General features: G+C 73.8%; 16 protein-coding genes. 10 read left to right on the forward strand and 6 right to left on the reverse strand.

Annotated features, from left to right (window positions below; translation table 11 throughout):
• Positions 1-184: 184 nt before the first annotated feature.
• The 6 genes from ACFU6K_RS06360 to ACFU6K_RS06385 form a co-directional block, all read right to left on the reverse strand.
• On the reverse strand, positions 185-1,420 hold the full coding sequence (locus ACFU6K_RS06360) for a cytochrome P450 (RefSeq protein WP_380661212.1): 1,236 nt from the start codon (positions 1,418-1,420) through the stop codon (positions 185-187).
• A complete protein-coding gene (locus tag ACFU6K_RS06365; protein WP_380661214.1) occupies positions 1,417-3,345 on the reverse strand; it encodes an amino acid adenylation domain-containing protein in 1,929 nt (642 codons plus the stop codon). Before ACFU6K_RS06365 ends, ACFU6K_RS06360 begins: the two co-directional genes overlap by 4 nt.
• A 92-nt stretch (positions 3,346-3,437) precedes the next feature.
• On the reverse strand, positions 3,438-3,863 hold the full coding sequence (locus ACFU6K_RS06370) for a nuclear transport factor 2 family protein (protein ID WP_380661215.1): 426 nt from the start codon (positions 3,861-3,863) through the stop codon (positions 3,438-3,440).
• A 49-nt stretch (positions 3,864-3,912) separates the two neighbouring features.
• The gene (locus ACFU6K_RS06375; protein ID WP_380661216.1) at positions 3,913-7,098 is read right to left on the reverse strand and encodes an amino acid adenylation domain-containing protein; all 3,186 of its coding nucleotides are present in this window, start codon (positions 7,096-7,098) and stop codon (positions 3,913-3,915) included.
• A complete protein-coding gene (locus tag ACFU6K_RS06380) occupies positions 7,095-11,174 on the reverse strand; it encodes an amino acid adenylation domain-containing protein (protein ID WP_380661218.1) in 4,080 nt (1,359 codons plus the stop codon). The genes ACFU6K_RS06375 and ACFU6K_RS06380 overlap by 4 nt, the downstream gene beginning before the upstream one ends.
• On the reverse strand, positions 11,171-12,898 hold the full coding sequence (locus ACFU6K_RS06385; RefSeq protein ID WP_380661220.1) for a condensation domain-containing protein: 1,728 nt from the start codon (positions 12,896-12,898) through the stop codon (positions 11,171-11,173). Before ACFU6K_RS06385 ends, ACFU6K_RS06380 begins: the two co-directional genes overlap by 4 nt.
• Positions 12,899-13,333: 435 nt before the next feature.
• Between ACFU6K_RS06385 and ACFU6K_RS06390 the strand changes: the two genes are divergently transcribed.
• From ACFU6K_RS06390 to ACFU6K_RS06435, 10 genes are read left to right on the forward strand one after another with little or no spacing between them, the layout of a single operon-like run.
• Complete coding sequence (locus ACFU6K_RS06390) at positions 13,334-14,839, forward strand: AMP-binding protein (RefSeq protein ID WP_380661221.1); 1,506 nt, start codon at positions 13,334-13,336, stop codon at positions 14,837-14,839.
• The gene (locus ACFU6K_RS06395) at positions 14,836-15,099 is read left to right on the forward strand and encodes an acyl carrier protein (protein WP_380661222.1); all 264 of its coding nucleotides are present in this window, start codon (positions 14,836-14,838) and stop codon (positions 15,097-15,099) included. Before ACFU6K_RS06390 ends, ACFU6K_RS06395 begins: the two co-directional genes overlap by 4 nt.
• Before the next feature lie 2 nt (positions 15,100-15,101).
• A complete protein-coding gene (locus ACFU6K_RS06400; protein ID WP_380661223.1) occupies positions 15,102-16,124 on the forward strand; it encodes an anthranilate phosphoribosyltransferase in 1,023 nt (340 codons plus the stop codon).
• Complete coding sequence (trpA, locus tag ACFU6K_RS06405; RefSeq protein WP_380661224.1) at positions 16,121-16,924, forward strand: tryptophan synthase subunit alpha; 804 nt, start codon at positions 16,121-16,123, stop codon at positions 16,922-16,924. Before ACFU6K_RS06400 ends, trpA begins: the two co-directional genes overlap by 4 nt.
• Before the next feature lie 12 nt (positions 16,925-16,936).
• The gene (locus ACFU6K_RS06410) at positions 16,937-17,311 is read left to right on the forward strand and encodes an ectoine synthase (protein ID WP_380661225.1); all 375 of its coding nucleotides are present in this window, start codon (positions 16,937-16,939) and stop codon (positions 17,309-17,311) included.
• Positions 17,312-17,323: 12 nt separating this feature from the next.
• Positions 17,324-18,463 (forward strand): acyl-CoA dehydrogenase family protein, encoded by a 1,140-nt coding sequence (locus ACFU6K_RS06415; protein ID WP_380661226.1) that lies wholly within the window; start codon positions 17,324-17,326, stop codon positions 18,461-18,463.
• Positions 18,464-18,469: 6 nt separating this feature from the next.
• Positions 18,470-19,162, forward strand: coding sequence for an N-(5'-phosphoribosyl)anthranilate isomerase (locus ACFU6K_RS06420; protein WP_380661227.1), 693 nt, complete (start codon positions 18,470-18,472; stop codon positions 19,160-19,162).
• Positions 19,159-19,914 carry an indole-3-glycerol-phosphate synthase gene (locus tag ACFU6K_RS06425; RefSeq protein ID WP_380661229.1) on the forward strand — a complete coding sequence of 252 codons (756 nt, stop codon included), beginning with the start codon at positions 19,159-19,161 and terminating at the stop codon, positions 19,912-19,914. The genes ACFU6K_RS06420 and ACFU6K_RS06425 overlap by 4 nt, the downstream gene beginning before the upstream one ends.
• Positions 19,911-20,129: an MbtH family protein gene (locus ACFU6K_RS06430; protein ID WP_380661230.1), complete on the forward strand. Its 219-nt coding sequence runs from the start codon at positions 19,911-19,913 to the stop codon at positions 20,127-20,129. Before ACFU6K_RS06425 ends, ACFU6K_RS06430 begins: the two co-directional genes overlap by 4 nt.
• On the forward strand, positions 20,126-21,304 hold the full coding sequence (locus tag ACFU6K_RS06435) for a Glu/Leu/Phe/Val dehydrogenase dimerization domain-containing protein (protein WP_380661232.1): 1,179 nt from the start codon (positions 20,126-20,128) through the stop codon (positions 21,302-21,304). Before ACFU6K_RS06430 ends, ACFU6K_RS06435 begins: the two co-directional genes overlap by 4 nt.
• The last annotated feature ends 1 nt before the right edge of the window (position 21,305 follow it).

The following is a 21,305-nucleotide window of genomic DNA, read 5'->3' on the forward strand; positions in this document are numbered from 1 at the left end:
GGCAGAACAGCCGCGCCGGTGCCACCGGCGACGGCTCGCGCAGGAACCACTTGTTGCGGGTACGGGCCGTCGGAGCGTCCACTGATGACCTTCCGTGTGGGGTTTCTTGTCGGGTTCGGCCGCGGTGAAGGAAGCGCGGTGAAGGAAGCCTCCGTGGAGGAAGCCGCGGTGAAGGCGTCGGCTCCTACCGGGTCCGCGCGGTGACCGGCAGGTGCGTGAAGCCCGCGATGACGTTCGAGCGCATCCGCCGCGGCGCCCCGGCGAGCTCGAAGTCGGTGAACCGGCCGAGCAGTTCGGCGAACAGGATCCGCAGGGCCACCCGTGCGACGGTGTGCCCGATGCAGTAGTGCGCGCCGACGCCGAAGGCGATGTGCTTGTTGGGCCGCCGTCGGATGTCGAAGGTGTACGGGTCGGTGAACACGGTCTCGTCGCGGTTGGCCGACGCCAGCCAGACGACGACCGCGTCCCCCGCGGGGATCGGCACGCCCCGGATCTCGACGTCGCGGGTGGTGTGGCGCATGAAGTGCTGGGTGGGCGAGGCCCAGCGCAGTGCCTCCTCCACGCCGCTGCCGAGCAGTTCCGGGTGGGCCGCCCAGTCGTCCAGGACGGGCGTCCCGGCCAGTTCGACCATCGCCGCGATCGGCGGCTGGGCGGTGGTGACGGTCGCGCCGAGCAGCAGGCTGTAGCAGTTGGACACGATCTCACCCGGCGACAGCCGGCGTCCGTCCAGTTCCATCGTGAGCAGCACGCTGACCAGGTCGTCGCCCGGTGCGCGCCGGCGCTCGGTGACGAGGTCCTGGAAGTAGGCGAACAGGTCGCGATGGGCGGTCACCAGGGTGGCCTGGGGCCCGTCGGCGAGCTGGAACTCGGGGTCGTCCGCGGCGATGCAGGCGTGGGCAAGCCGGACCAGCCGCGGCCAGTCCTGCTGCGGCAGCGCCATCATGGTGCCGATCACCGCCATCGGCAGGGTGGCCATGGCGGCGGCGAAGTCGTACGGGCCGCCATCGGCCAGCGGCCGGAGCAGTTCGACGACGACCCGGCGGATGGCCTCCCGGTCGTTCTCCACCGTCTTGATCGACAGGGCCTGCTGGAGCGGGCCGCGCAGGTGCGCGTGCCGGGGCGGGTCGGTCGCGGCCATCTGGCGGCCGCCGGCGGGGTCGCCCTTGCCGAGGAGGTTGAGCAGGGTGCCCTGTTCGGAGGTGAACGTGGCGTGGTCGCGCAGGACCCGGTTGGCGTCGGCGTGGCCGACGACCGACCAGTAGCCGATGTCGCCGACCGGCTGCCAGCTCACCGGGGCTTCGCGGCGCAGCCGTCGCCAGGCCTCGTGCGCCCCGCCCGCGTGGTAGAGGTCGGGGTCGATCAGGTCGACCGGCCGCGGGGCGAGGACCGGGCAGCGCGGGGCCGGGGGGACCGTCGTCATCGGGGCCGCTCCTCCCCCGCCGCGCCGGCCGGGCCGCCTGGCGCGCCGGCCGGGCGCTCGGTCCGGCCGTCCGAACCCGCCGTCCCCATCCGCTCGCTGAGGGCCGTCGCCAGCTCGGCGACGGTCGGCGACGTGTACAGGGTCTGCGCGGGGAGGTCCACGTCGAACTCGCGCTGGGTGGCGACCAGGAGGTCGGTGGCCAGCAGGGAGTGTCCGCCGAGGTCGAAGAAGTCGTCGTCGACGCCGACCGGTTCGATGCCGAGGACGTCGCCCCACAGGTCGGCCAGTCGGGCCTGCACCTCGGTGACGGGCGGGACGAACTCGTTGGGCACGTTGCGCGGTACCCGGGTGGCGGTGGGCAGGGCCCCGCGGTCGATCTTGCCGTTGCGGTTCACCGGCAGCTCGGGCCGGACCAGGATCGCCCAGGGGATCAGGTAGTCCGGCAGGCTGTCCCGCAGCTCGTGGCGCAGCCGCCGGCCGAGGTCGGCGTTGCCCTCCGGACCGGGTTCCGCGGGCACGACGTAGGCCAGCAGCCGGGTGCCGCCCGCCGGGTCGGGCTGCGGCAGCACGACCGCGTGCCGCACCCCGGGGAGCCGTTCCAACTCGACCTCGACGGCGCGCGGTTCGGCGCGGTAGCCCTGGACCTTGACCTGGTCGTCCGCGCGTCCGACGAACTCCAGCGTGCCGTCCGGCAGCCAGCGCACGAGGTCGCCGGTCCGGTACATCCTGGCCCCCGGCTCGGTGCCGAACGGGTCGGGCAGGAACCGTTCGGCGGTCGCGGCCGGGCGGCCCAGGTAGCCGCGGGCCAGGCCCGCCCCGGCCACGTACAGCTCCCCGCACTCGCCGACGGGCACCGGCCCGAGCTCGTCGTCGAGCACGGCGACCCTGGTGCCGCTGATCGGGCGGCCGATCGGCACGCTCCGCAGCTCCGGGAGGGTGCTGCTGGTCCAGCAGGTCGTGTACGTGGTGTTCTCGGTCGGTCCGTAGCCGTTGGTGAAGAGCAGCTCCGGGTAGCGGGCCAGCAGGTGCTGGACGTGGCCCGGCGAGGCCACGTCGCCCCCGGTGAGGACGTGCCGGACGTCGGCGAACGCCTCCGGGTGGGAGCTGACCATCTGGTGGAGGAGCCCGGTGGTCAGCAGCAGGACCGTCACGCGCTCGGCGCGGACGATCCGCGCCACGTGCTCCAGCGTGATGGCGACCGGGGGGAAGAGGACCAGTCGGCAGCCGTTGACGAGGGGGGTCCAGATCTCGAACGTGGAGGCGTCGAACGCGACCGGCGCGAGGTGGAAGAAGACGTCCTCGGCGCGGACGTCCACCCAGTCCGCTCCCCGGACCAGCCGGTCGACCGCCCGGTGGGGCACACCGACGCCCTTGGGCTCGCCGGTGGAGCCGGAGGTGTAGCTGACGTAGGCGAGCCGGTCCGGGTCGCCGGGGCGGGCCGGGGCCGCCGGGCCGGTGGCCGGCTCCCGCGCCGGGCCGCCCTCCGTCACCGTGACGACGGTGGCGGGCAGCCGCTCCCGCAGGGCGGGCCCCGCGGCCTCCTCGGTGATCACCATGCCCGCGCCGGCGTCCTTGAGGAGCAGCGCGTGGCGGCCGGCCGGGTCGTCCGGTTCGAGTCCGAGGTAGGCCCCGCCCGCGATGAGGACGGCGAGCAGCGCCACGATCAGCTCCGGCGACCGCGGCACCAGCACGCCGACGACGTCCTCCGGCGCCAGGCCGGCCGCCCGCAGCCGCCCGGCGAGCCGGTTGGCGCGGTCGTTGAGCTGCCGGTAGGTCAGGGTCCGTCCGTCGCAGGTGACGGCGGGCGCGTGCGGGGCCCGCTCGGCCTGTTCGGCGACCAGCTCGTGGATCGCCCGGGCGTCGAACGGTGGCCGTCCGCTGCCGACGAACGCCGGGATGTCGGAGGTGAGGACCGTCTGGGTCAACTGCTTCCCGCTTTCCTGTGCTGAAGTGTCCCCGTCGGGGGTGAACGCGCGACCGCGGGGGCGGTCGCCGCCGGTGCTGATCCGGCCGTGCCTCAGACCGCGGGCACGTGGAAGAAGGTGTCCCGCGCGGCGATGCGGCCCTGCGGCGTCATCCGGAAGAAGTCCGCGAACCGCAGCTCGACCTGGCCGCCGTCGTGCAGCACGCCGCGGAACAGGCCGTGCACCGCCACCTGGTCGTCGGTCGCGACCACGGTGGCCAGGGTGTGCGTGCCGGAGCGGATCACCCGCTGGTCGCGGTAGAAGCGTTCCAGTTCGGCGTGCCCGACCATGGGCGGGTACCCGGGGCGGTGGTAGCGGGTGTCCGGGGTGAACAGGGCGACCAGCGCGGGCACGTCGCCGGCGTCGACCAGCTCGTAGTACCGGCGGACCTGGGACTCCCCCAGCGCTGCGGCGGTCGGTGCTTCCGGTGTCGCGGGCGGTGCCGGGGTCTCGTCGGGCTGGGAGAGGGTGTGGACCATGCCGAGGTTCTTCCTGTGATCGCCCTCAGGGGCTCAGAGTCGGGAACGTTCAGAGTCGGGTGCGTGGGGAGAGGACCGGTACGGCCGCGGCGTCCGGGGCGTCCTCCAGGGCTTCGACCAGGCGCGCCGGCGTGGGTGCCTGGAACAGGGCGCCGAGGGTGAGGTCACGGCCGAACCGCACCCGCACCCGGTTGACCAGCCGGGTCGCGAGCAGGGAGTTGCCGCCGAGCGCGAAGAAGCCGTCGTCGACGCCCACCTCGGGCCGGCCGAGCACCTCGGCGAACAGCGCGCACATCGTCCGCTCCGCCGGGGTGCGGGGCCCGGGCCCGGACGGTGCCGGCTCGGGGTCGGGTACGGGCAGCGCGGCCCGGTCGATCTTCCCCCTGGGCGTCAGCGGGAAGGCGTCGAGCACGACGATCGCCGAGGGCACCATGTAGTCCGGCAGCGCAGCGGCGGCGTGCTCCCGCACCGAGGCCGGGTCGAGCGCCGAGTCAAGCACCGGGTCAAGCACCGGGTCGAGCGCCGGGTCCCCGGCCGGGACGACGTAGCCGATCAGGCGCCGGCCGGAGGAGGCGCCCGGGCCGGCGACCACGGTCGCCTGGGCGACGGCGGGGTGCCCGGCCAGGACCGCCTCGATCTCGCCGAGCTCGATGCGGAAGCCGTGGAGCTTGACCTGCTCGTCCGCGCGGCCGAGGAACTCCAGCTCCCCCTCGGCGTTCCAGCGGACCACGTCGCCCGTGCGGTACATCCGCTCGCCCGGTTCGCCGAACGGGCACGGCAGGAACTGGCCGGCCGTCCGGCGGGGGTCGTTCAGGTACCCGCGCGCCACGCCCGCACCGGCGACGTACAGCACGCCGGCCACCCCCGGCGGCACCGGGGACAGCGCCTCGTCCAGGACGTACACCCGCCGGTTGTCCACCGGGCGGCCGAGCGGGACGACGTCGGGCACGGCCTGGCCGGGGCGCAGGACCCGGCGCGTGGTGAAGGTGGTGGCCTCGGTCGGGCCGTACCCGGCGACGACCACGGAGTCCGGGCAGCGGGCCAGGACGCGCCGGACCGCGTCGGCCGGCACGATGTCGCCGCCGGTCCACACCTGGCCGACCCCGGCCAGCGTGCCCGGGGACTCCTCGGCGAACACCCGGAAGAGCCCGGCCGTCAGCCAGAGCGCGCCGACCCGGTGGTCGACGATCTGCCGGTGGAGGTCCGCGAGCGCCAGCTCGCCGGGCGGGGCCACCACCACCCGGCCGCCGTTGAGCAGCGGCACCCACCACTCGAAGGTCGAGGCGTCGAAGGCGTGCGGGGAGTGCGCGAGGACGCGCGGGCCGCCCTCCTCGCGCCAATGACCTTGCGCGGTCAGGCTGATGACGTTGCGGTGGCTCAGGGCCACCCCCTTCGGTGTGCCCGTGGACCCCGAGGTGTACAGGACGCACGCCAGGTGGTCCGGGCGCAGCGGCACGACGGGGTCGGTGGCGGGCCGGTCGGCGAGGCCGGGGTCGGCGTCGACGACGACAGCCGGTGTGCCGAGGGCCGCTGCGCGGTCCCGGGTGGCCCGGTGGGTGAGCAGCACCGCCGCCCCGGTGTCGTCCAGGACGCGGCGCAGGCGGGCCGTCGGGGCCCGGGTGTCCAGCGGCACGTACGCGCCGCCGGCCTTGCCGACCGCCAGGACCGCCACCACCACGTCGACGGAGCGATCCATGAGCACGGCCACCGTGCTGTCGCAGCGGACGCCGAGGGCGATGAGCCGGTGGGCCAGCCGGTTGGCCCGGGCGTTCAACTCGGCGTAGGACAGGGTGGTTTCGCCGCACACCACGGCGGGCGCCTCGGGCGTGCGCGCGACCTCGGCCGCGAAGGCCGCCGGCACCGTCGGGTGCGGCAGCGGCCGCGTGGTGCGGTTGGCGGCCACGACGGTCCGGTGCCGTTCCTCGGGGGTGAGGAGGTCGGGCCGGCCGATCGGCCGGTCCGGGTCGGCGGTGGCCACCGCGTCCAGGAAGCGCAGGAACCGCTGCTGGTGGGCGGTGAGTTCGGCCTCGGAGTAGAGCGCCGGGTTGGCGTCGACGTCGAGCCGGGGCTCGGTGCCGTCGGAGCGGTCGTAGACGGAGAAGGAGAGGTCCTCGACCGGCCCGTTGGACAGGTTGTGCACGGTGGCCCGGACGCCCGCGAAGTCCAGGTGGTAGTAGAAGGACATGATGTTGACGACGGGCCCGAACAGGACCCGCTCCGACCGGGCCGGATCCAGCTCCCTGCGCAGGTCCTCGCTGCGGTGGCGCTGGTGCTCGCGCAGGGCGGCGACCTCCTCGGCCACCTGCCGCGCGAGTGCGGACAGGCCCTGTTCGGGGTGGACGCGCAGCCGCAGCGGCACCACGTTCGCCACCATGCCGGGCACGGCCGGCGCGGCGGAGCCGGTGCGCCCGGTCACCGGCATGCTGAGCACGATGTCCCGTTCGCCGCTGAGGCGGTGGAGGTACGCGGCGACGGTCGCGGTGAAGGCGGTGGGCCAGCTCGCCCCGGCGGGTCGCGCGGCCCGCCGCAGCGCGGCCAGGGTGGGCGCGTCGAGGCTGCCGGTACGGCGCAGGAAGCCGTCCGAGGCGGGCGCCGAACGGCTGGCGAGGCTGACCGGGTCCGGCCGTCCGGCCAGCCGGGCCGCCCAGAACTCCCGGTCCCGCGCGGGCTGTTCGGAGGCGTGGTAGGCGGCGTCGTGCGCCAGCAGGACGCTCAGCGGCCCGAAGGCCGGCCCGGCGCCGGCCCGGCCCTCGACCAGCGCGGTGTAGGTCTTGGCGACGCGGCGCGCGATGAGCGACATGCTGAAGCCGTCGACCACGATGTGGTGGACGCGCTGGTACCAGAGGAAGCGGTCCGGCGCGACGGCGAACAGGGCCTGGCGGAACAGCGGGTCCCGGGTGAGTCCGACCGGTGCGGACAGGTCGGCGCGCATCCAGCGCTCGGCCGCGCCCAGCGGATCCGGTGTCGAGGTGAGGTCGACGTGGTGCATCGTCCAGTCGGGCGACGCGGTGACGACCTGCCGGGGTCCGTCGGCACCGTCGGTGAGGCGGACGCGCAAGGACTCGGTCTCGTCCACCACGCGCCGTACGGCCGTCTCGAACAGCTCCGGGTCGATCGGCCCGGGGATGTCCGCGTACTCGGCGGTGTTGTAGGCGGGGCTGCCGGGCCGCAGGTGGTGGGCGAACCAGATGCCGGACTGCGCCGACGACAGCGGCAGTTCGTGTCCGTCGCTCATCCGAGCTCCTCCAGGACGGCCGACAGCGCATCGGCGAAGCGGGCGACGTGCGGCGGCGAGAGCATGTCGTGGTGGTTACCGGGGACCTCGACCACGCTCAACGCCCCCCGGGTGCGCTCCCGCCACCGGGCGGGGACCACGACCGGGCCGCCGAGTTCGGGGTGGGTCTCGGCGCTGGTGAACAGGTGGATCGGCGTCCGCAGCCGTGCCGTCGACCGGTAGCGCCGGGCGGCGGCGGCATTGGCGGTGAACACCCGTGCCATCCGCCGCAGTTGTTCGGTGCGTACGCCCGAGGTAAGGCGCTCGCGGTCGTCCGCGTCGTGGAGCAGCAGGGCGAGGGCGGCCTCCTCGTCGAGTTCGTGGAGGTCCGCGTCCGCGCCGTCGGCGGCGCCACCGGGGGACGCGGGCGCTCCGACGTCGATGATCCCGAGGAACCCCGGGGGGCTCCCCTGCTCCTCCAGCAGGCGGGCCATCTCGAAGGCGACCAGCCCGCCGAAGGACCAGCCGGACAGCAGGTACGGTCCCTCGGGCAGGACGGACCGCAGCTCCCGCAGGTAGCGCCGCGCCTGCTCCTCGACGGTGGCCAGGGGCGGGTCGTCGGTGGTGTAGCCGACGGCCTCCAGGCCGTAGACGGGCCGGGCGCCGACAGGGGATTCGGCGGGGTGCCCGGTGAGCTGTCCGGCGAGGTGGAGGAAGGAGCACACGTCGCCGCTCTGCGGGTGCACCAGGATCAGCGGCGCCCGGCGGCGGTCCCCCTCGGCCAGCGGAACCACCAGCCGGCGCAGGGCCCGCGAGGCGTTGGGCAGTTCCGCGCACAGCCCCTCGACGGTGGGGTGGCGGAACACCGTGTACAGCGGCACGGTGACCCCCCACTCCCGCCGGATCGCCTCCACCAGCTCGACCGCCCTCAGGGAGTGCCCGCCCAGCGCGAAGAAGTCGTCCCGGACACCGACCTTCGGGGTGCCCAGCACGCGCTCCCAGATCCTGGTCATCAGGAGTTCCGGCAGGTCCCGCGGCGGGAGCGCACCGGCCTCGTGGCCGTGGCGGGCGGGCTCGGGCAGGGCCCCGCGGTCCACCTTGCCGTTGGTGGTCAAGGGGATCCGGGCGAGCGCGGTCAGCGTCGTGGGCACCATGAACTCGGGCAGGGTCTCGCGCAGGGAACGCCGCACGGCCGCCAGGTCGCCGGGGCGGTCCTGCCAGACCAGGTAGCCGGCCAGTTCGGCGTCCGTCCCGCCGCCGCGCACCGTCACCGTGGCCCTGGCGACGCCGGGCTGGGCGCACAGCGCGGCCTCGATCTCGCCCAGCTCGATGCGGTACCCCCGGATCTTCACCTGCTCGTCGGTGCGGCCGAGGAAGACGAGGCTGCCGTCCGGCAGGTACCGCGCCAGGTCGCCGGTCCGGTACAGCCGGCCGCCGGCCGCGCCGAACGGGTCGGGCACGAAGCGCTCGGCGGTCAGCCCCGGCCGGTTGGCGTACCCGCGGGTGACGCCGACCCCGCCGATGTGGATCTCCCCCGGGACGCCGACGGGCACCGGGGCGCCGGCCGGGTCCAGCAGGTAGATCCGGAGGTTGCCGAGCGGCCGGCCGATCGGCACGGACCCGCCCGGCCGGGCCAGGTCCCGGTCGGCGTCCACCCGCCGGGTGACGCAGCCGACGGACGCCTCGGTGGGACCGTAGCCGTTCCACAGCGTGGAGACCCGGTCGAGGAGCCGCCGGGCCAGGGCGGGCTGGAGCGGTTCGCCCACGCAGATCGCCTGGAACCGGCCGCCCTGCCAGCCTCCGTCCAGCAGCAGGAGCCAGGTGGCCGGGGTCGCCATGAGCGTGGTGACGCCGAACTCGCGCAGCATCTCCGTCAGGCGCGGGCCGTCGACCGCGACCTCCGACGGGGCGATCACCACGCTCGCGCCCCAGGCCAGCGGCATGAGCACCTGGGGGACGATGACGTCGAAGGAGATCGAGGCCACCGAGGCGACGACGTCGGACCTGTCGAGGTCCAGCTGGCGGCCGCGGACCACCAGGTAGTTGACCACGCCCTCGTGCGGGACCAGCACGGCCTTGGGGCGGCCGGTCGAACCGGAGGTGTAGATCGAGTACGCCAGGTTGGCGGGCGTCGCGAGCGGCGGCAGCCGGTCCTCGGGCAGGGCCGCGACGAGCGGGGCCTCGGCGTCCAGCCACACCGTCTCGGCGCCGTGCTCCGGCAGCCGGTCGGCCAGGGAGCGCTGGGTGAGCAGCAGCGGCACGTCGGCGTCGGCGAGCATGAACGACATGCGCCGGGCCGGGAGGTCCGGGTCCAGCGGCAGGTAGGCGGCCCCCGACTTGAGGACGGCCAGCAGGGCCACGACCAGGTCCGCCGAGCGCGGCAGGCAGACGCCGACCAGGCGTTCCGGCCGGGCTCCCTTGGCTCGCAGGTGCCGGGCCAACCGGTTGGCCCGGCGGTCGAGTTCCCGGTAGGTCAGGTGCTCGGTGCCGCAGCGGACCGCCACCGCGTCGGGGGTCAGCCGGGCCCACTCCTCGACCAGCTCGTGCACGCAGAGGTCGGCGGGGAAGGGTTCGTCGGTGGCGTTGGCGGCCACCAGCAGTGCTTCGCGCTCGGCCTCGGTGAGCAGGTCCAGGCGGGAGACGGGACGGTCGGGGTCGTCGGCCGCGGCGTCCAGCAGCCGGAGGAAGTGGCCGACCAGGCGCTCCACGCTCGCGCGGTCGAACAGCGCGGTGTCGAAGGCCACGGTGCCGGTCGTCCTGGCAGGCGTGTCCGTGCCGCCCGGCCGGTCGGCTATCACCAGGCTGAGGTCGACCTTGGCCGTGCCGTTGTCGACCTCCAGCTGTTCGACCTCCGTCCCCGCCAGCCGGAGCGAGGCGGACGGGTCGGACAGGCCGGCGACCATCACCTGGAACAGCGGGTTGCGGTCGAGGCCGCGGGCCGGCCGAAGCTCCTGCACCAGCCGCTCGAACGGCACGTCCTGGTGCGCGTAGGCGTCCAGGGCGGTCCGGCGGACCCGGTCGAGCAGCTCGGCGAAGCTCGGGTCGTCCGCGAGGTCGGTGCGCAGGACCACGGTGTTGATGAACGAGCCCACCAGCGGGTCGAGTTCCGGCCGGGTGCGGCCCGCGACCGGCGTGCCGACCGCCACGTCGGACTGCCCGCTGTAGCGGGCGAGCAGGGCCTGGAAGGCGGCGAGCAGCGTCATGAACATCGTCGCGCCGTGCCGCCGGCCCAGCAGCCGCAGCCGCTCGGCCAGTTCCTCGGACACCGTGAAGGTGATCCGCTCGCCCCGGCCCGCGCGGACCGGTCCGCGCGGACGGTCGGTGGGCAGGTCCAGCGGCGACAGCCCGGACAACTGCGCGCTCCAGTAGTCCAGTTGGCGCTGAAGGCGGTCGCCGGAGAGCCGGGCCCGCTGCCAGTGGGCGAAGTCCGCGTACTGGATCCGCAGGGGCGGCAGCTCGTGCTCGCGGCCTTCCAGCCGGCTCCGGTACATCGCCGACAGGTCGTCCCACAGCAGCGGCATCGACCAGCCGTCGACCGCGATGTGGTGGACGACCACCACCAGGACGTGCTCGTCCTCGTCGACCCGCAGCAGCGACGCGCGCAGCAGCGGGGCGGTGGCCAGGTCGAAGGGGCGCAGGATCTCGGAGTGGACGAGGTCGAGGGCCAGTTCCGTGCGGCGTTCCGCGGGCTCGGTCCGGAGGTCCGTGACGGGCAGGTCGATCGGCCGGGCCGGCTCCACCGAGGGGACGGGGCGGCCGTCCTCCTCGGGGAAGGCGGTGCGCAGGACTTCGTGGCGCCGTACCAGGTCGGTGAGGCCGCGGCCGAGGGCGGCCACGTCCAGCGGGCCGCGCAGCCGGAAGACCTCGTGGACGTTGTACAGCGCGGGGCCGTCGGACAGCCGCTCGATCAGCCACATGCGTTCCTGGGTGAACGACGGCACCCGCGCACCCTCCGGGCGGGGTGGGACCGCGGCCTCCGGCTCGCCCCCGGCGGCCCTGCTCCGGGCCGCGCGGACGCGTTGGTCGAGCAGGGCGCGCAGGCCGGCCTGGGTGGAAGTGGAAGCGGTCGGCTCGGTGCGACTGTGCTGTGCCTTCACGGGTGACGGGCCTTTCCGGCGGGGAGCGGTTCCGCCTCGGCTTCGCCGAGGTCCGCCAGCAGCGCCGCGTCGATGCCGTCGGCGAGTTCGGCGACGGTGGGGTGGTAGAAGAGGAGGACGACCGGCAGTTCGAGGTCGAGCGCCCGGCCGAGTCGGGACATGACCTTCGAGGCGAGCAGCGAATGGCCGCCCAGCTCGAAGAAGTCGCTGTGCACGCCGTCCGGGGTGACACCGAGCACCTCGGCCCAGGTCTCCAGCACGAGGAGTTCGGTCTCGGTCGCGGCGACGGTCTCGGTCTCGGCGACGGGAGCGCCGGCCTGGTCGGCGTCGGGCCGCGGGGCCGCAGGGCGCACGGCGGGAGCGGAGGAGCCCACGCGGAGGCCGGGCGGGGCCTCCCAGGTCGAGATCGGCCGTTCGGGAGCGCCGACGAGATGGTCGAGCAGCGCCGTGAATCCCTCGGCGAGCTGCCGCACCGTGTCGCGCTCGAAGAGGTCGGCGGCGTAGCGGATGACGCCGGTGAGGCGGTCGCCGCGGTCCGTCAGGGAGACCTCGATGTCGAACTTCGCTACATCGTTCGGTATCTGATGGCCACTCACCTCCAGCCCCGGGAGGCCGGACGGGAGCGCGGGCGGATCCTCCAGCTGGAACATGACGGTGACCAGCGGGTGCTGGCCGAGGTCGCGTTCGGGCCGCAGCTCCTGCACCAGCCGCTCGAAGGGGACGTCCTGGTGGGCGTAGGCCTCCACCGCGCACCGCCGCACCCGGGCGAGCACGTCGGTGAAGCCGGGGTCGCCCGACAGGTCGGTGCGCAGGACGAGGGTGTTGACGAAGAAGCCGATCAGCGGCTCCACCTCGATCCGGGTCCGCCCGGAGATCGGGGTGCCCACCGTCACGTCGCCCTGTCCCGTGCAGCGCGCGAGCAGGACCTGGAAGGCGGCCAGCAGGGTCATGAACGGCGTCACCTCGTGGGCGCGCCCCAGTGCGCGGATCCGGTCGGCGAGTTCCGCGGGGATCTCGATCCCGACCTGGTCGCCCCGGCCCGACCACACCGGGGGGCGCGCCCGGTCCGTCGGGAGCACCGACGGGCTCAGGTCGGCCAAGTGCTCGCGCCAGTAGTCGAGTTGGCCCTGCAGTGCGGTTCCGTCCAGGTGACTCCGCTGCCAGTGCGCGAAGTCGGCGTACTGGACGGGCAGATCCGGCAGGACGATCGGCCGGCCGTCGACGGCGGCGCCGTACCCGGCGGAGAACTCCTGCCACAGCACCGGCAGCGACCAGCCGTCGCAGGCGATGTGATGGATCACCAGGACCAGCAGGTGGTCGTCGGGGGCGACGCGGATCAGCCGGGCCCGCAGCATCGGGGCGGCGCCCAGGTCGAAGGAGGTCGCCAGATCGGCAGCCACCAGCTCGCGGGCCCGCTGCCAGGCCTGTTCCGCCGGGGTGTGCGTCAGATCGGTGATGGTCGGCACGAAGGTCTCGACCGGCTCCGTGACGTGGCACGGGCCGCCCTCGGAGTCGACGATCCTGCCGCGCAGCACCTCGTGGCGCCGCACGACGTCGGTCAGCGCCCGGACGAGCGCCTCCTGGTCCAGCCGGCCACGCAGCCGGACCGCGGTCGGGACGTTGTGGTCCGGCAGGCCCGGCCGCAGCCGATCGAGGAACCACAGCCGTTGCTGGGCGAAGGACAACAGGGTCGGAGCGTGCGCGCTCCGATCGGAGCCAGGCATGACGGATCCACCTTTCACGGCGATCGGGAGCGCTAAAGCGCCCCGGAAATCCCCTCGCCGATTCGCTTCATCGCGAACAGTACGGCGGATACTAGGCAGCTCCCGTCTCACTCCGCAAGACAGAGAAGGGGTCGAAGGCATCAGGACAATCTTTACGCCAGACCGCGCTAATCCTTATGTAGATTGAACACGCTCGACGGCTAGCATCCGCGCGCCCGACCGCGGAACCTGCCCTGACGTGCCGTCATGGTGCCGATCAAGCACACCACTTCCGTGGACGAGCGCCACGTGATAATTCTTCTTTCGCCGGGAAGGCGGCCGGATGGGCCCCTTTCGTGTCGGCCCTTCATTGTTCCGAAAAAGATCGGTGAACCCGTTGCATGAACTCATCCGTTGTCCATAGAGCCCACCCCGTTGCATGAACTCGGAGAAGTCATGATGCAGCAGCCAAGCCTGGTGGGTTCATTCGTCTCGCACGCCACCGACCACCCCGGCGATCCGGCCCTGGTGTGGCACGGAGAGGAGACGACCTACCGCGAACTCCACCGGGCGGCGGAGCGGGAGCGCCTGCGGATCGCCCGACTCGCCCCGGACGGCGACGAGCCGATCGGCATCCCGGCCGCCAAGTCGCCCTCGACGATCGCCCTGGTGCTCGCCTGCCTGCTGGAAGGACGGCGCTTCCTGCTGCTGCCGGCACCCGTGCCGGAGGGCGGAACCTCCCACACGTCGGCCGAGCGGGCCGGCATCCGGCACGTCCTGTCGCCGGAGGGCCCCGGCCCGGACGCCCGGGAGCGACCGGCGGAACCGAGGGCGCCACGCGCCACGCAACCCGCCGACGTCTCCTTCATGTTCACCACCTCCGGCTCCACCGGGCGGCCGAAGATCGTGCCACTGAGCACGGGCGCGGTGGACCGCTTCACCACCTGGGCCGGCGAGCGGTTCGGCCTCCGTCGGGGAACGACCGTCCTCAACTACGCGCCGCTCACCTTCGACCTGTGCCTGCTGGACATCTGGGCCACGCTCAAACACGGCGGCCGCGTCGTCCTGGTCGATCCGGCCCGGGCCACCCAGCCGGGCCACCTGCTGGACCTGGTCTCCCGCCACGAGGTCCAACTCGTGCAGGCGGTACCGATGTTCTACCAACTGCTGGTCGACGCGACCACGGAGAGCGGCCGCCGGCTCGACACCGTCGAGCACGTCGTCTTCACCGGCGACAGCCTGCCCGCCCGCTGCCTGGCCGAGCTTCCACGTCTCTTCCCCGGCGCGCGGCTCCACAACGTCTACGGCTGCACCGAGACCAACGACAGCTTCCTGCACGAGGTCGACGGCACCGAGCCGCCGGACGGCCCGGTGCCGATCGGGCGCCCGCTGCCCGGAGTCCACGCGGTGATCGTCGGTGATGACGGCAGGATCGTGACCGGGCCGGGCACCGGCGAACTCCACGTCTCGACGCCCTTCCAGACCGACGGCTACCTGGACCGGGCCCAGGACGCCGACAGGTTCACGACCCACCACCACGACGGGGAGACCCGGCGCTACTTCCGCAGCGGCGACCTCGTCCGGCGCGACGAGGACGGCCGGATCACCCTGGAAGGCCGCAACGACCACCAGGTCAAGGTCCGCGGCACCCGGGTCAACACCCACGAGGTCGAACAGGTGCTGCTCGACCATCCCGAGGTCGTCGAGGCCGCCGTGGTGGCCGTGCCCGACCCGGTGGCCGGCCGCCTGCTGCGGAGCGTGGTCCGCCGCGCCCCGGGCAGCCGGCTGAACTCGCTGGCGCTGCGCCGGCACTGCGCACAGCGCCTCCCGCTCACCGCGGTCCCCTCGACCCTGCGGATCGTGGACGACCCGCTGCCCAGGACGTCCACCGGAAAGATCGACCGCGCGCCCGTCGAGCGCGCCTGCTCCCCGTCCCAGCCCACCGAAGGAACGGCCACGTGAACCACGCCGCGGTAGTCACCCAGTTCATCATCGAGGAGTTCCTGCCCGACGTCGGCCCGAACGAGCTGGACGCCGACTACGACCTCGTGGACGGCGGGGTCATCGACAGCCTCGGCCTGCTCAAGACGATCGCCTGGCTGGAGGACCGCTTCGACGTGCGCGTCGAGGAGTTCGACCTCGACCCGGACAGCTTCCGCTCCGTCGGCTCGATCAGCAGGTTCATCGACCAGGCCCAGCTTCAGCGGACGGACGCCCACTAGTCATGCACGAGGTGCTGCGAGCGCTGATCCGCCGGGACCGCGCCGTCGACCAGGAGCTGTGGGGGTCCTTCTGGGACCAGCTGCGGGACGGTGCCCTCCGGCCCGGCGAGACGGTGGCGCTGCTGTCCTCGCTGTCCACCCGGATGCCCGGCCCGGACACGCTGGTCGCGATGCTCCGCTCGCTGGACGAGCGGCGGCCGGCCGTCGCCGCGCGGCTGGACGGCGCGGCCAACATCGTCGGCACCGGAGGCGGGCCGGCCACGTTCAACATCTCCACGGCGGCGGCCTTCCTCGCCGCGGCCCTGGGCGTCCGCGTCGTCAAGACGGGCTCCCGCGCCTACACGAGCAGCTGCGGCTCCCACGACCTGCTCGACCGCCTCGGCATCGGACGGACCACCTCGTACGAGCGGACCGAGGCCCAGCTGGAACGCTTCGGCATCGCCTTCCCGGGGAACTTCGTCTACCCGCGGGAGGTGGCGCTGCTGGCCCGGAGCATCGTTCCGCTGGACCTGCGGACGATCGGCGGGTTCATCAACTCCGTCGGGCCCTTCCTGGCCGCAGTGCCGGTCTCCGCCCAGCTCGTCGGCGTCTCGGACCGTTCGCTGCTGCCGGCGCTGGAACAGGTCGCCGCCACCGTCGCCGACCGGAGGATCTGGCTCTGCTCCAACGAGCTGGGCGTCGACGAGCTCGTGAGCTCCGTCGACAACCTCCTCCTCACCAACGACGGCACCGGCGCGATCCGGCTGCCGGCCGAGGCTCCCGGCCCCGGGACCGGCGCCATCACCGAGCTGCGACCGGCCCGGGACGGCGAGGACGTGGTCGACCACTTCCTCGGCGTGCTCTCCGGAGCGGGGACGGCTCTCGCCACGCGGACCGTCTGCCTGAACGCCGCCGCCCTGGCCGTCGCGAGCGGGCTGATCGGCGGGTGGCCGGAGGCGATCCGGGCCGCCGAGGACGCCCTGCACGGCGGCGCCGCCCGCGACCTCGTCGACCGGCTGCGCACCCGACCGGCGCGTGCGCGGTGAGCGGGTTCTTCGCCCGCCGGCCACCGGACCGGCCCGGCCTGGCGGTGTTCCTCAACGCCGGGGACCCCCCGCTGCCCGTCCTGGCCGACGTCGTCCGGATGCTCGACGACTGCCGGGTGGACTGCCTGGAGCTGGCGGTGCCCTTTCCGAACTCGGTCACCGACGGGCCCGTCATCCGCCGATCGGCGCAGCGGGCCCTGGCCGAGGGCGTCGGACTCGACGAGGTGCTCGACTTCCTCGGCGGGATCCTGCCCCGGCTGCGCCACCTGCGGGTGGCCCTGCTGGCCGACTGGAGCCACACGGTCAGGGCCCCGACCGTGCCCGGCTTCGTCCGGCGGGTCGCCGACGCGGGCGTCCACGGGCTGCTGGTCCACGGACTGCCGCCGCGACTGCGGGCCGGCTGCCTCGAAGCGGTGCGGGAGGCGGGGCTGCCCCTGGTCGCCACCTGCTACGCCGCGTCGGCGCCCGAGGTACGGGCCGCGGCCGCCGAGTGCGCCACCGCCTACCTGTACCTGGTGGCCCACTACGGCCGCAGCGGCGGCGGGCTCACGGCCGACCACCGGGAGCTGGCCGCCGCGCTGGCCGCGCTGCGGCCGAGGACCGCCGCACCGATCGCCGTCGGGTTCGGCGTCCGCTCCCGGGCGGACATCGACCTGCTGCACGGCCTCGGCGCCGACGCCGCGGTCGTGGGCAGCGCCGGGGTCGCCCGGATCGAGCACGCCCTCGCCGAAGGGGCCGACGTGGTCGAGGAGTTCCACACCTTCATCCAGACCGTTTCGCCGTACTCACCAAGCCGCTAGGAGGCACACCCGATGATCGTCCGACACCTTGCCGACGTGAAGACCGTGGACTGGGGCAACGGGCTCAGCCGCAGGTTCCTGCTCGAATCCGACGGCCTCGGCTACACGATGACGGACACCACCGTCCGCGCCGGCACCAAGTCGCGGCTGGAGTACCGCCGCCACCTGGAGGCCTGCTACTGCATCGAGGGGAAGGGCGAGGTCGTGGACACCGACGGCACCTCCCACCCGCTGGAGCCGGGCACGCTGTACGCGCTCGACCGGAACGACGCCCACTTCCTGATCGCGAGCCCGGAGGAGGACCTCCGCCTGGTGTGCGTGTTCTCGCCCGCGTTGCGCGGCGACGAGCGCCACACCCTGGACTCGGCCGACTTCTCCGAGTACTGACAGGACGGGCAGATGATCAGGTGGAACGCCGACCAGCTCGCCCTGGGCGAGGGGATCGCCCAGTGGTGCGAGGAGCTCAGCTCCGGCCATCTCGAAGGGGACGCCGAAGGCGCCTTCCCGTGGGACAAGTGGAAGCTGATCCAGAGGTCCGGAATCCTCGGCCTGCCGTTCGACGAGCGGTGGGGCGGGCTGGGCCAGGACCTGCTCACCACGATGCACGTGCTCGAACGACTCGGCACCGGGTGCCGTGACGGCGGACTGAACTTCTCGGTCGCCACCCACCTGGTCGGCGTCGGAGTCCCGCTGCAACGGTTCGGCTCGCCGGAGCTCAAGGCGCGCCACCTGCCGGGGATCTGCTCGGGCGAGACGATCGGGGCGCACGCGATCAGCGAGACCGAGAGCGGCTCCGACGCGCTGGCGATGAGGACCACGGCCACCCGCGAGGGCGACGACTTCGTCCTGCGGGGCGGCAAGTCCTTCATCACCAACGGCCCGGTGGCCGACGTCTTCGTGGTGTACGCGCGCACCCACCCGAGCAGCGGCCCGCTCAGCATCACCGCCTTCGTCGTGGAGCGGGACACCCCGGGCCTCGTCATCGGGCCGCCCGTCGCCACCATGGGCCTGCGCACCGCGCCGCTGAGCGAACTGCACTTCGACGACTGCCGGATCCCCGCGTCCGCCGTGATCGGCCGGGTCGGCTCCGGGTTCCTGGTCCTGGACCACGTGATGAAGTGGGAGATCCTCTGCTCCTTCGTCATCAGCACCGGGCAGATGCGCTACCGGCTCGACCGCTGCGTCGACTACGCCAAGGAGCGCGTCCAGTTCGGCAGTCCGATCGGCTCGTACCAGTCGATCTCCCACAAGCTCGTGGAGATGAGCATCGGCCTGGACACCGCGCGCAAGTGGCTCTATGACACGGCCGTCCGGCTGACGGCGGGCGAGAACGTCACGAGGGACATCGCCGTCAGCAAGCTCCTCGCCAGCGAGAGCAACCTCTCCTCCGCCCTGGCCGCCGTGCAGATCTTCGGCGGCAGCGGGTACCTGGCCGAGTACGGGCTGGAGAAGGACCTGCGCGACGCGGTCGCCGGCCCGATCTACTCGGGCACGTCGGAGATCCAACGCAACCGCGTCGCCGCCATGTTGGGGCTGTGACGCCTGATGCTGCTCAAGATCTGCGGAGCCGGCTCGGCCGAGGACGTGGCCTCGCTCGACCGAGCCGGAGCCGACCTCGTCGGCCTGTGGCACGGCGTTCCCGGGGGCCGCGCGGAACTGACTCTCCGTCAACTCGCACTGCTCACCGACTCCGTACACCGGATGGCACGACTGCGCCCGGTCCTGGTGACCTTCCTCAACGACGCCGAGGCGCTGCACACGGCAACGGCCGCGGCCCGGGTGCCGTGGGTCCAACTCCACGGCTACCAGCCGCCGGGACTGGTCCGCGCCCTGAAGGCCACCACGGACCTCACCGTGGTCAAGGTGCTGCACCTCGGCACCGACACCCGCGCGGAACGGTCCCTGATCGCCGCGTACGAGCGGGCGGGAACGGACCTCTTCCTGCTGGACACGGTGGCCGGGGACGGCCGGATCGGCAGCACCGGGCAACCGGCCGGCTGCGAAGCCGTCCTCGGGATCGCGGACCGCCTCTCGCGCCCCTTCCTGCTGGCCGGCGGCATCTCGGCCGACAACCGGGAGGCCTACCGGGCGGTGGTGGACCACCCCCTGTTCCGGGGCATCGACGTGGACACCGCGGCCAGGGACCCGGACGGACGGCTCAGCACCGAGCGGGTGGCGGCCGTACGGCGCGGCTGGCGGGTGCCGGACGGCGCCGGGGTGGTCGGAGGGTCCGGATGACGGCCGAGTTCATCGAGGCGCTGCTGGACGCCCGCCGACCGGTGATCATGGAGCTCAAACGCCAGGACGCCGCCGGGGCCGACCTGTTCGGTGGCAGATCGGCCGCCCGGCTGGTCGCCGACTACCAGGACGTCGGCGCCCCCTGCCTGTCCGTGGTGACCGGGCGGTGGTTCGGCGGCACCCCGGAACTGCTGCGCGAGGTCGTGGCGGCGACGGACCTGCCCGTGCTCCAGAAGGACTTCATCACCCGCCGCGACCAGCTGCACCAGGCCCGCGAGAGCGGCGCCTCCGCGGTCCTGCTCACCGCCGCACTGCTGCCCCGCGCCACCCTGGGTCACCTGGTCGAACTCGGCCTGCGCCTGGGCCTGACGCCGTTCGTCGAGGTCACCACCGAGGAGGAGATCAGCCGCGTGCCACGCGCCGAGGAGTGCGTAATCGCGGTGAACAACAAGGACATCGCCGACCGCGAACGCGGCGCGGGCGACCTCGGGCGGAGCTCCTCGCTCCTGCCCGCGGTGCTGGGCAGCGGCACCCGGTGCCCGGTGAGCGCCGGGGCCATCCGCTCCCCCGACGACGCGGCGCGCCTGCTGGAGGAGGGCTTCGCCGGTGTGCTCGTCGGCACGGGCCTCCTGCGCACCCCCAGCCTGCCGGCCTGGCTGGACGGCCTCGACGCCCGCCGTGGCACCCGCGTCGACACTCGCCACGAACCGGCTCCACCCCCCAATCATCGACACCCGGAGGTAACGGCATGACCAGCGAAGCACCCGAGCAGTGGAAGGTCGTCGTCAACGACGAGGAGCAGTACTCCATCTGGTCCGCCGACCGGGAGACCCCGGCGGGCTGGCACGAGGTCGGCGTACGGGGCGCGAAGGACGACTGCCTCGCGCACATCGAACGCGTGTGGACCGACATGCGCCCCCGCAGCCTGCGCCTTCGGTCCGTCCCGGAGGACGGTGCTGCGCAGTGAGCCGGACGCTCGCGCCGCACGGTGCGCGCCCGGCGACCGGCCCCCTGCTCTCCACCACCCTGAACCTCCCGGAGTGCCGGGCCCGGGGCTGGGTCGTCGTCGACTCCATGGTCGACGGCCTGGCCATGGGCGGCACCAGGATGACCCCGACGGTGACCGAGCAGGAGCTGGCCGGGCTCGCCCGGGCGATGACCCACAAGCTGGCGCTGGTCGGCCTGCCCATCGGCGGAGCCAAGGCCGGCATCGCCCCCGATCCGGGCGCCGTCGTCGAACGGCCGGCGGTGATGCGGGGGTTCGGCCGCGCCGCGGCCCCGCTGCTGCACGGCGGGGTGTACCTGGGCTGCGACCAGGGCACCACCTACGCCGACCGGCGGCTGGCCTTCGAGGCCGCCGGGTACGACGTCGCCCGCCGCCCCGGCACCACCCGCCTCACCGTCGGCTGGGCCGAACTGTGGGACCACATGGCCGACATCACCGGGTTCGGCGTGGCCGTCGCGGTGCTCGGCGCCCTGCGGGCCTCCGGTGCGCGGACCCCGCAGCGCGTCGCGATCCAGGGCTTCGGCACCGTCGGGCGCGCGGTGGCCGATCACCTGGCCGCCCACGGCCACCTGGTGGTGGCGGTGGCCGACGTCCTGGGCACGGTCGAGGACCAGCGCGGACTGCCCGTCGCCGAACTCACCGCGCTCACCAGCAGCGACGGCACGATCGACCGGAGCCGGCTGCCCGCCCGGGTCACCGTCCACGGACCCGGGCAGGCGTGGCTGCACGTCGACGCCGACGTGCTGGTGCTGGCGGCCTCCCCCGCCGCGGTCGACGAGGAGGCGGTGCCGGCGGTCCGGGCCCGCCTGGTGGTCGAGGGCGGGAACCTGAGCTGCACCGAACCGGCCCGCCGGCTGCTGCGCGCGGCCGGCCACACCGTCCTGCCGGACGTGGTGGTCAACGTCGGCGGGGCGGCGGCGACCGGGTGCGTGCTCACCGGGCTGGCCCCGTCCGACCTGCCGCTCCCGCGGCTGTCCGGGTGGCTGCGCGACTGGGTCGCCGGCCGGGTCGCCCGGAACTGCGAGCTGGTGCAGGAGCTGAGCGCCTCGGGCAGCGCCGACCCGGTCGCGCAGCTCCTCGGTTCGCGCGCGACCCCGACCGGCGCCACCGCACCGGAGGTCCCGGCCGAACGGTGAC

Source organism: Kitasatospora sp. NPDC057512 (assembly GCF_042802135.1).
Classification (GTDB): Bacteria; Actinomycetota; Actinomycetes; order Streptomycetales; family Streptomycetaceae; genus Kitasatospora.

Excerpts from the sequence above, each read along its gene's own strand:
- ACFU6K_RS06415 (WP_380661226.1), top strand. The coding sequence starts at position 17,324 with ATGATCAGGTGGAACGCCGACCAGCTCGCCCTGGGCGAGGGGATCGCC.
- ACFU6K_RS06360 (WP_380661212.1), bottom strand. The coding sequence starts at position 1,420 with ATGACGACGGTCCCCCCGGCCCCGCGCTGCCCGGTCCTCGCCCCGCGG.
- ACFU6K_RS06430 (WP_380661230.1), top strand. The coding sequence starts at position 19,911 with ATGACCAGCGAAGCACCCGAGCAGTGGAAGGTCGTCGTCAACGACGAG.
- ACFU6K_RS06370 (WP_380661215.1), bottom strand. The coding sequence starts at position 3,863 with ATGGTCCACACCCTCTCCCAGCCCGACGAGACCCCGGCACCGCCCGCG.
- ACFU6K_RS06375 (WP_380661216.1), bottom strand. The coding sequence starts at position 7,098 with ATGAGCGACGGACACGAACTGCCGCTGTCGTCGGCGCAGTCCGGCATC.
- ACFU6K_RS06410 (WP_380661225.1), top strand. The coding sequence starts at position 16,937 with ATGATCGTCCGACACCTTGCCGACGTGAAGACCGTGGACTGGGGCAAC.
- ACFU6K_RS06425 (WP_380661229.1), top strand. The coding sequence starts at position 19,159 with ATGACGGCCGAGTTCATCGAGGCGCTGCTGGACGCCCGCCGACCGGTG.
- ACFU6K_RS06420 (WP_380661227.1), top strand. The coding sequence starts at position 18,470 with ATGCTGCTCAAGATCTGCGGAGCCGGCTCGGCCGAGGACGTGGCCTCG.
- ACFU6K_RS06390 (WP_380661221.1), top strand. The coding sequence starts at position 13,334 with ATGATGCAGCAGCCAAGCCTGGTGGGTTCATTCGTCTCGCACGCCACC.
- ACFU6K_RS06385 (WP_380661220.1), bottom strand. The coding sequence starts at position 12,898 with ATGCCTGGCTCCGATCGGAGCGCGCACGCTCCGACCCTGTTGTCCTTC.
- ACFU6K_RS06400 (WP_380661223.1), top strand. The coding sequence starts at position 15,102 with ATGCACGAGGTGCTGCGAGCGCTGATCCGCCGGGACCGCGCCGTCGAC.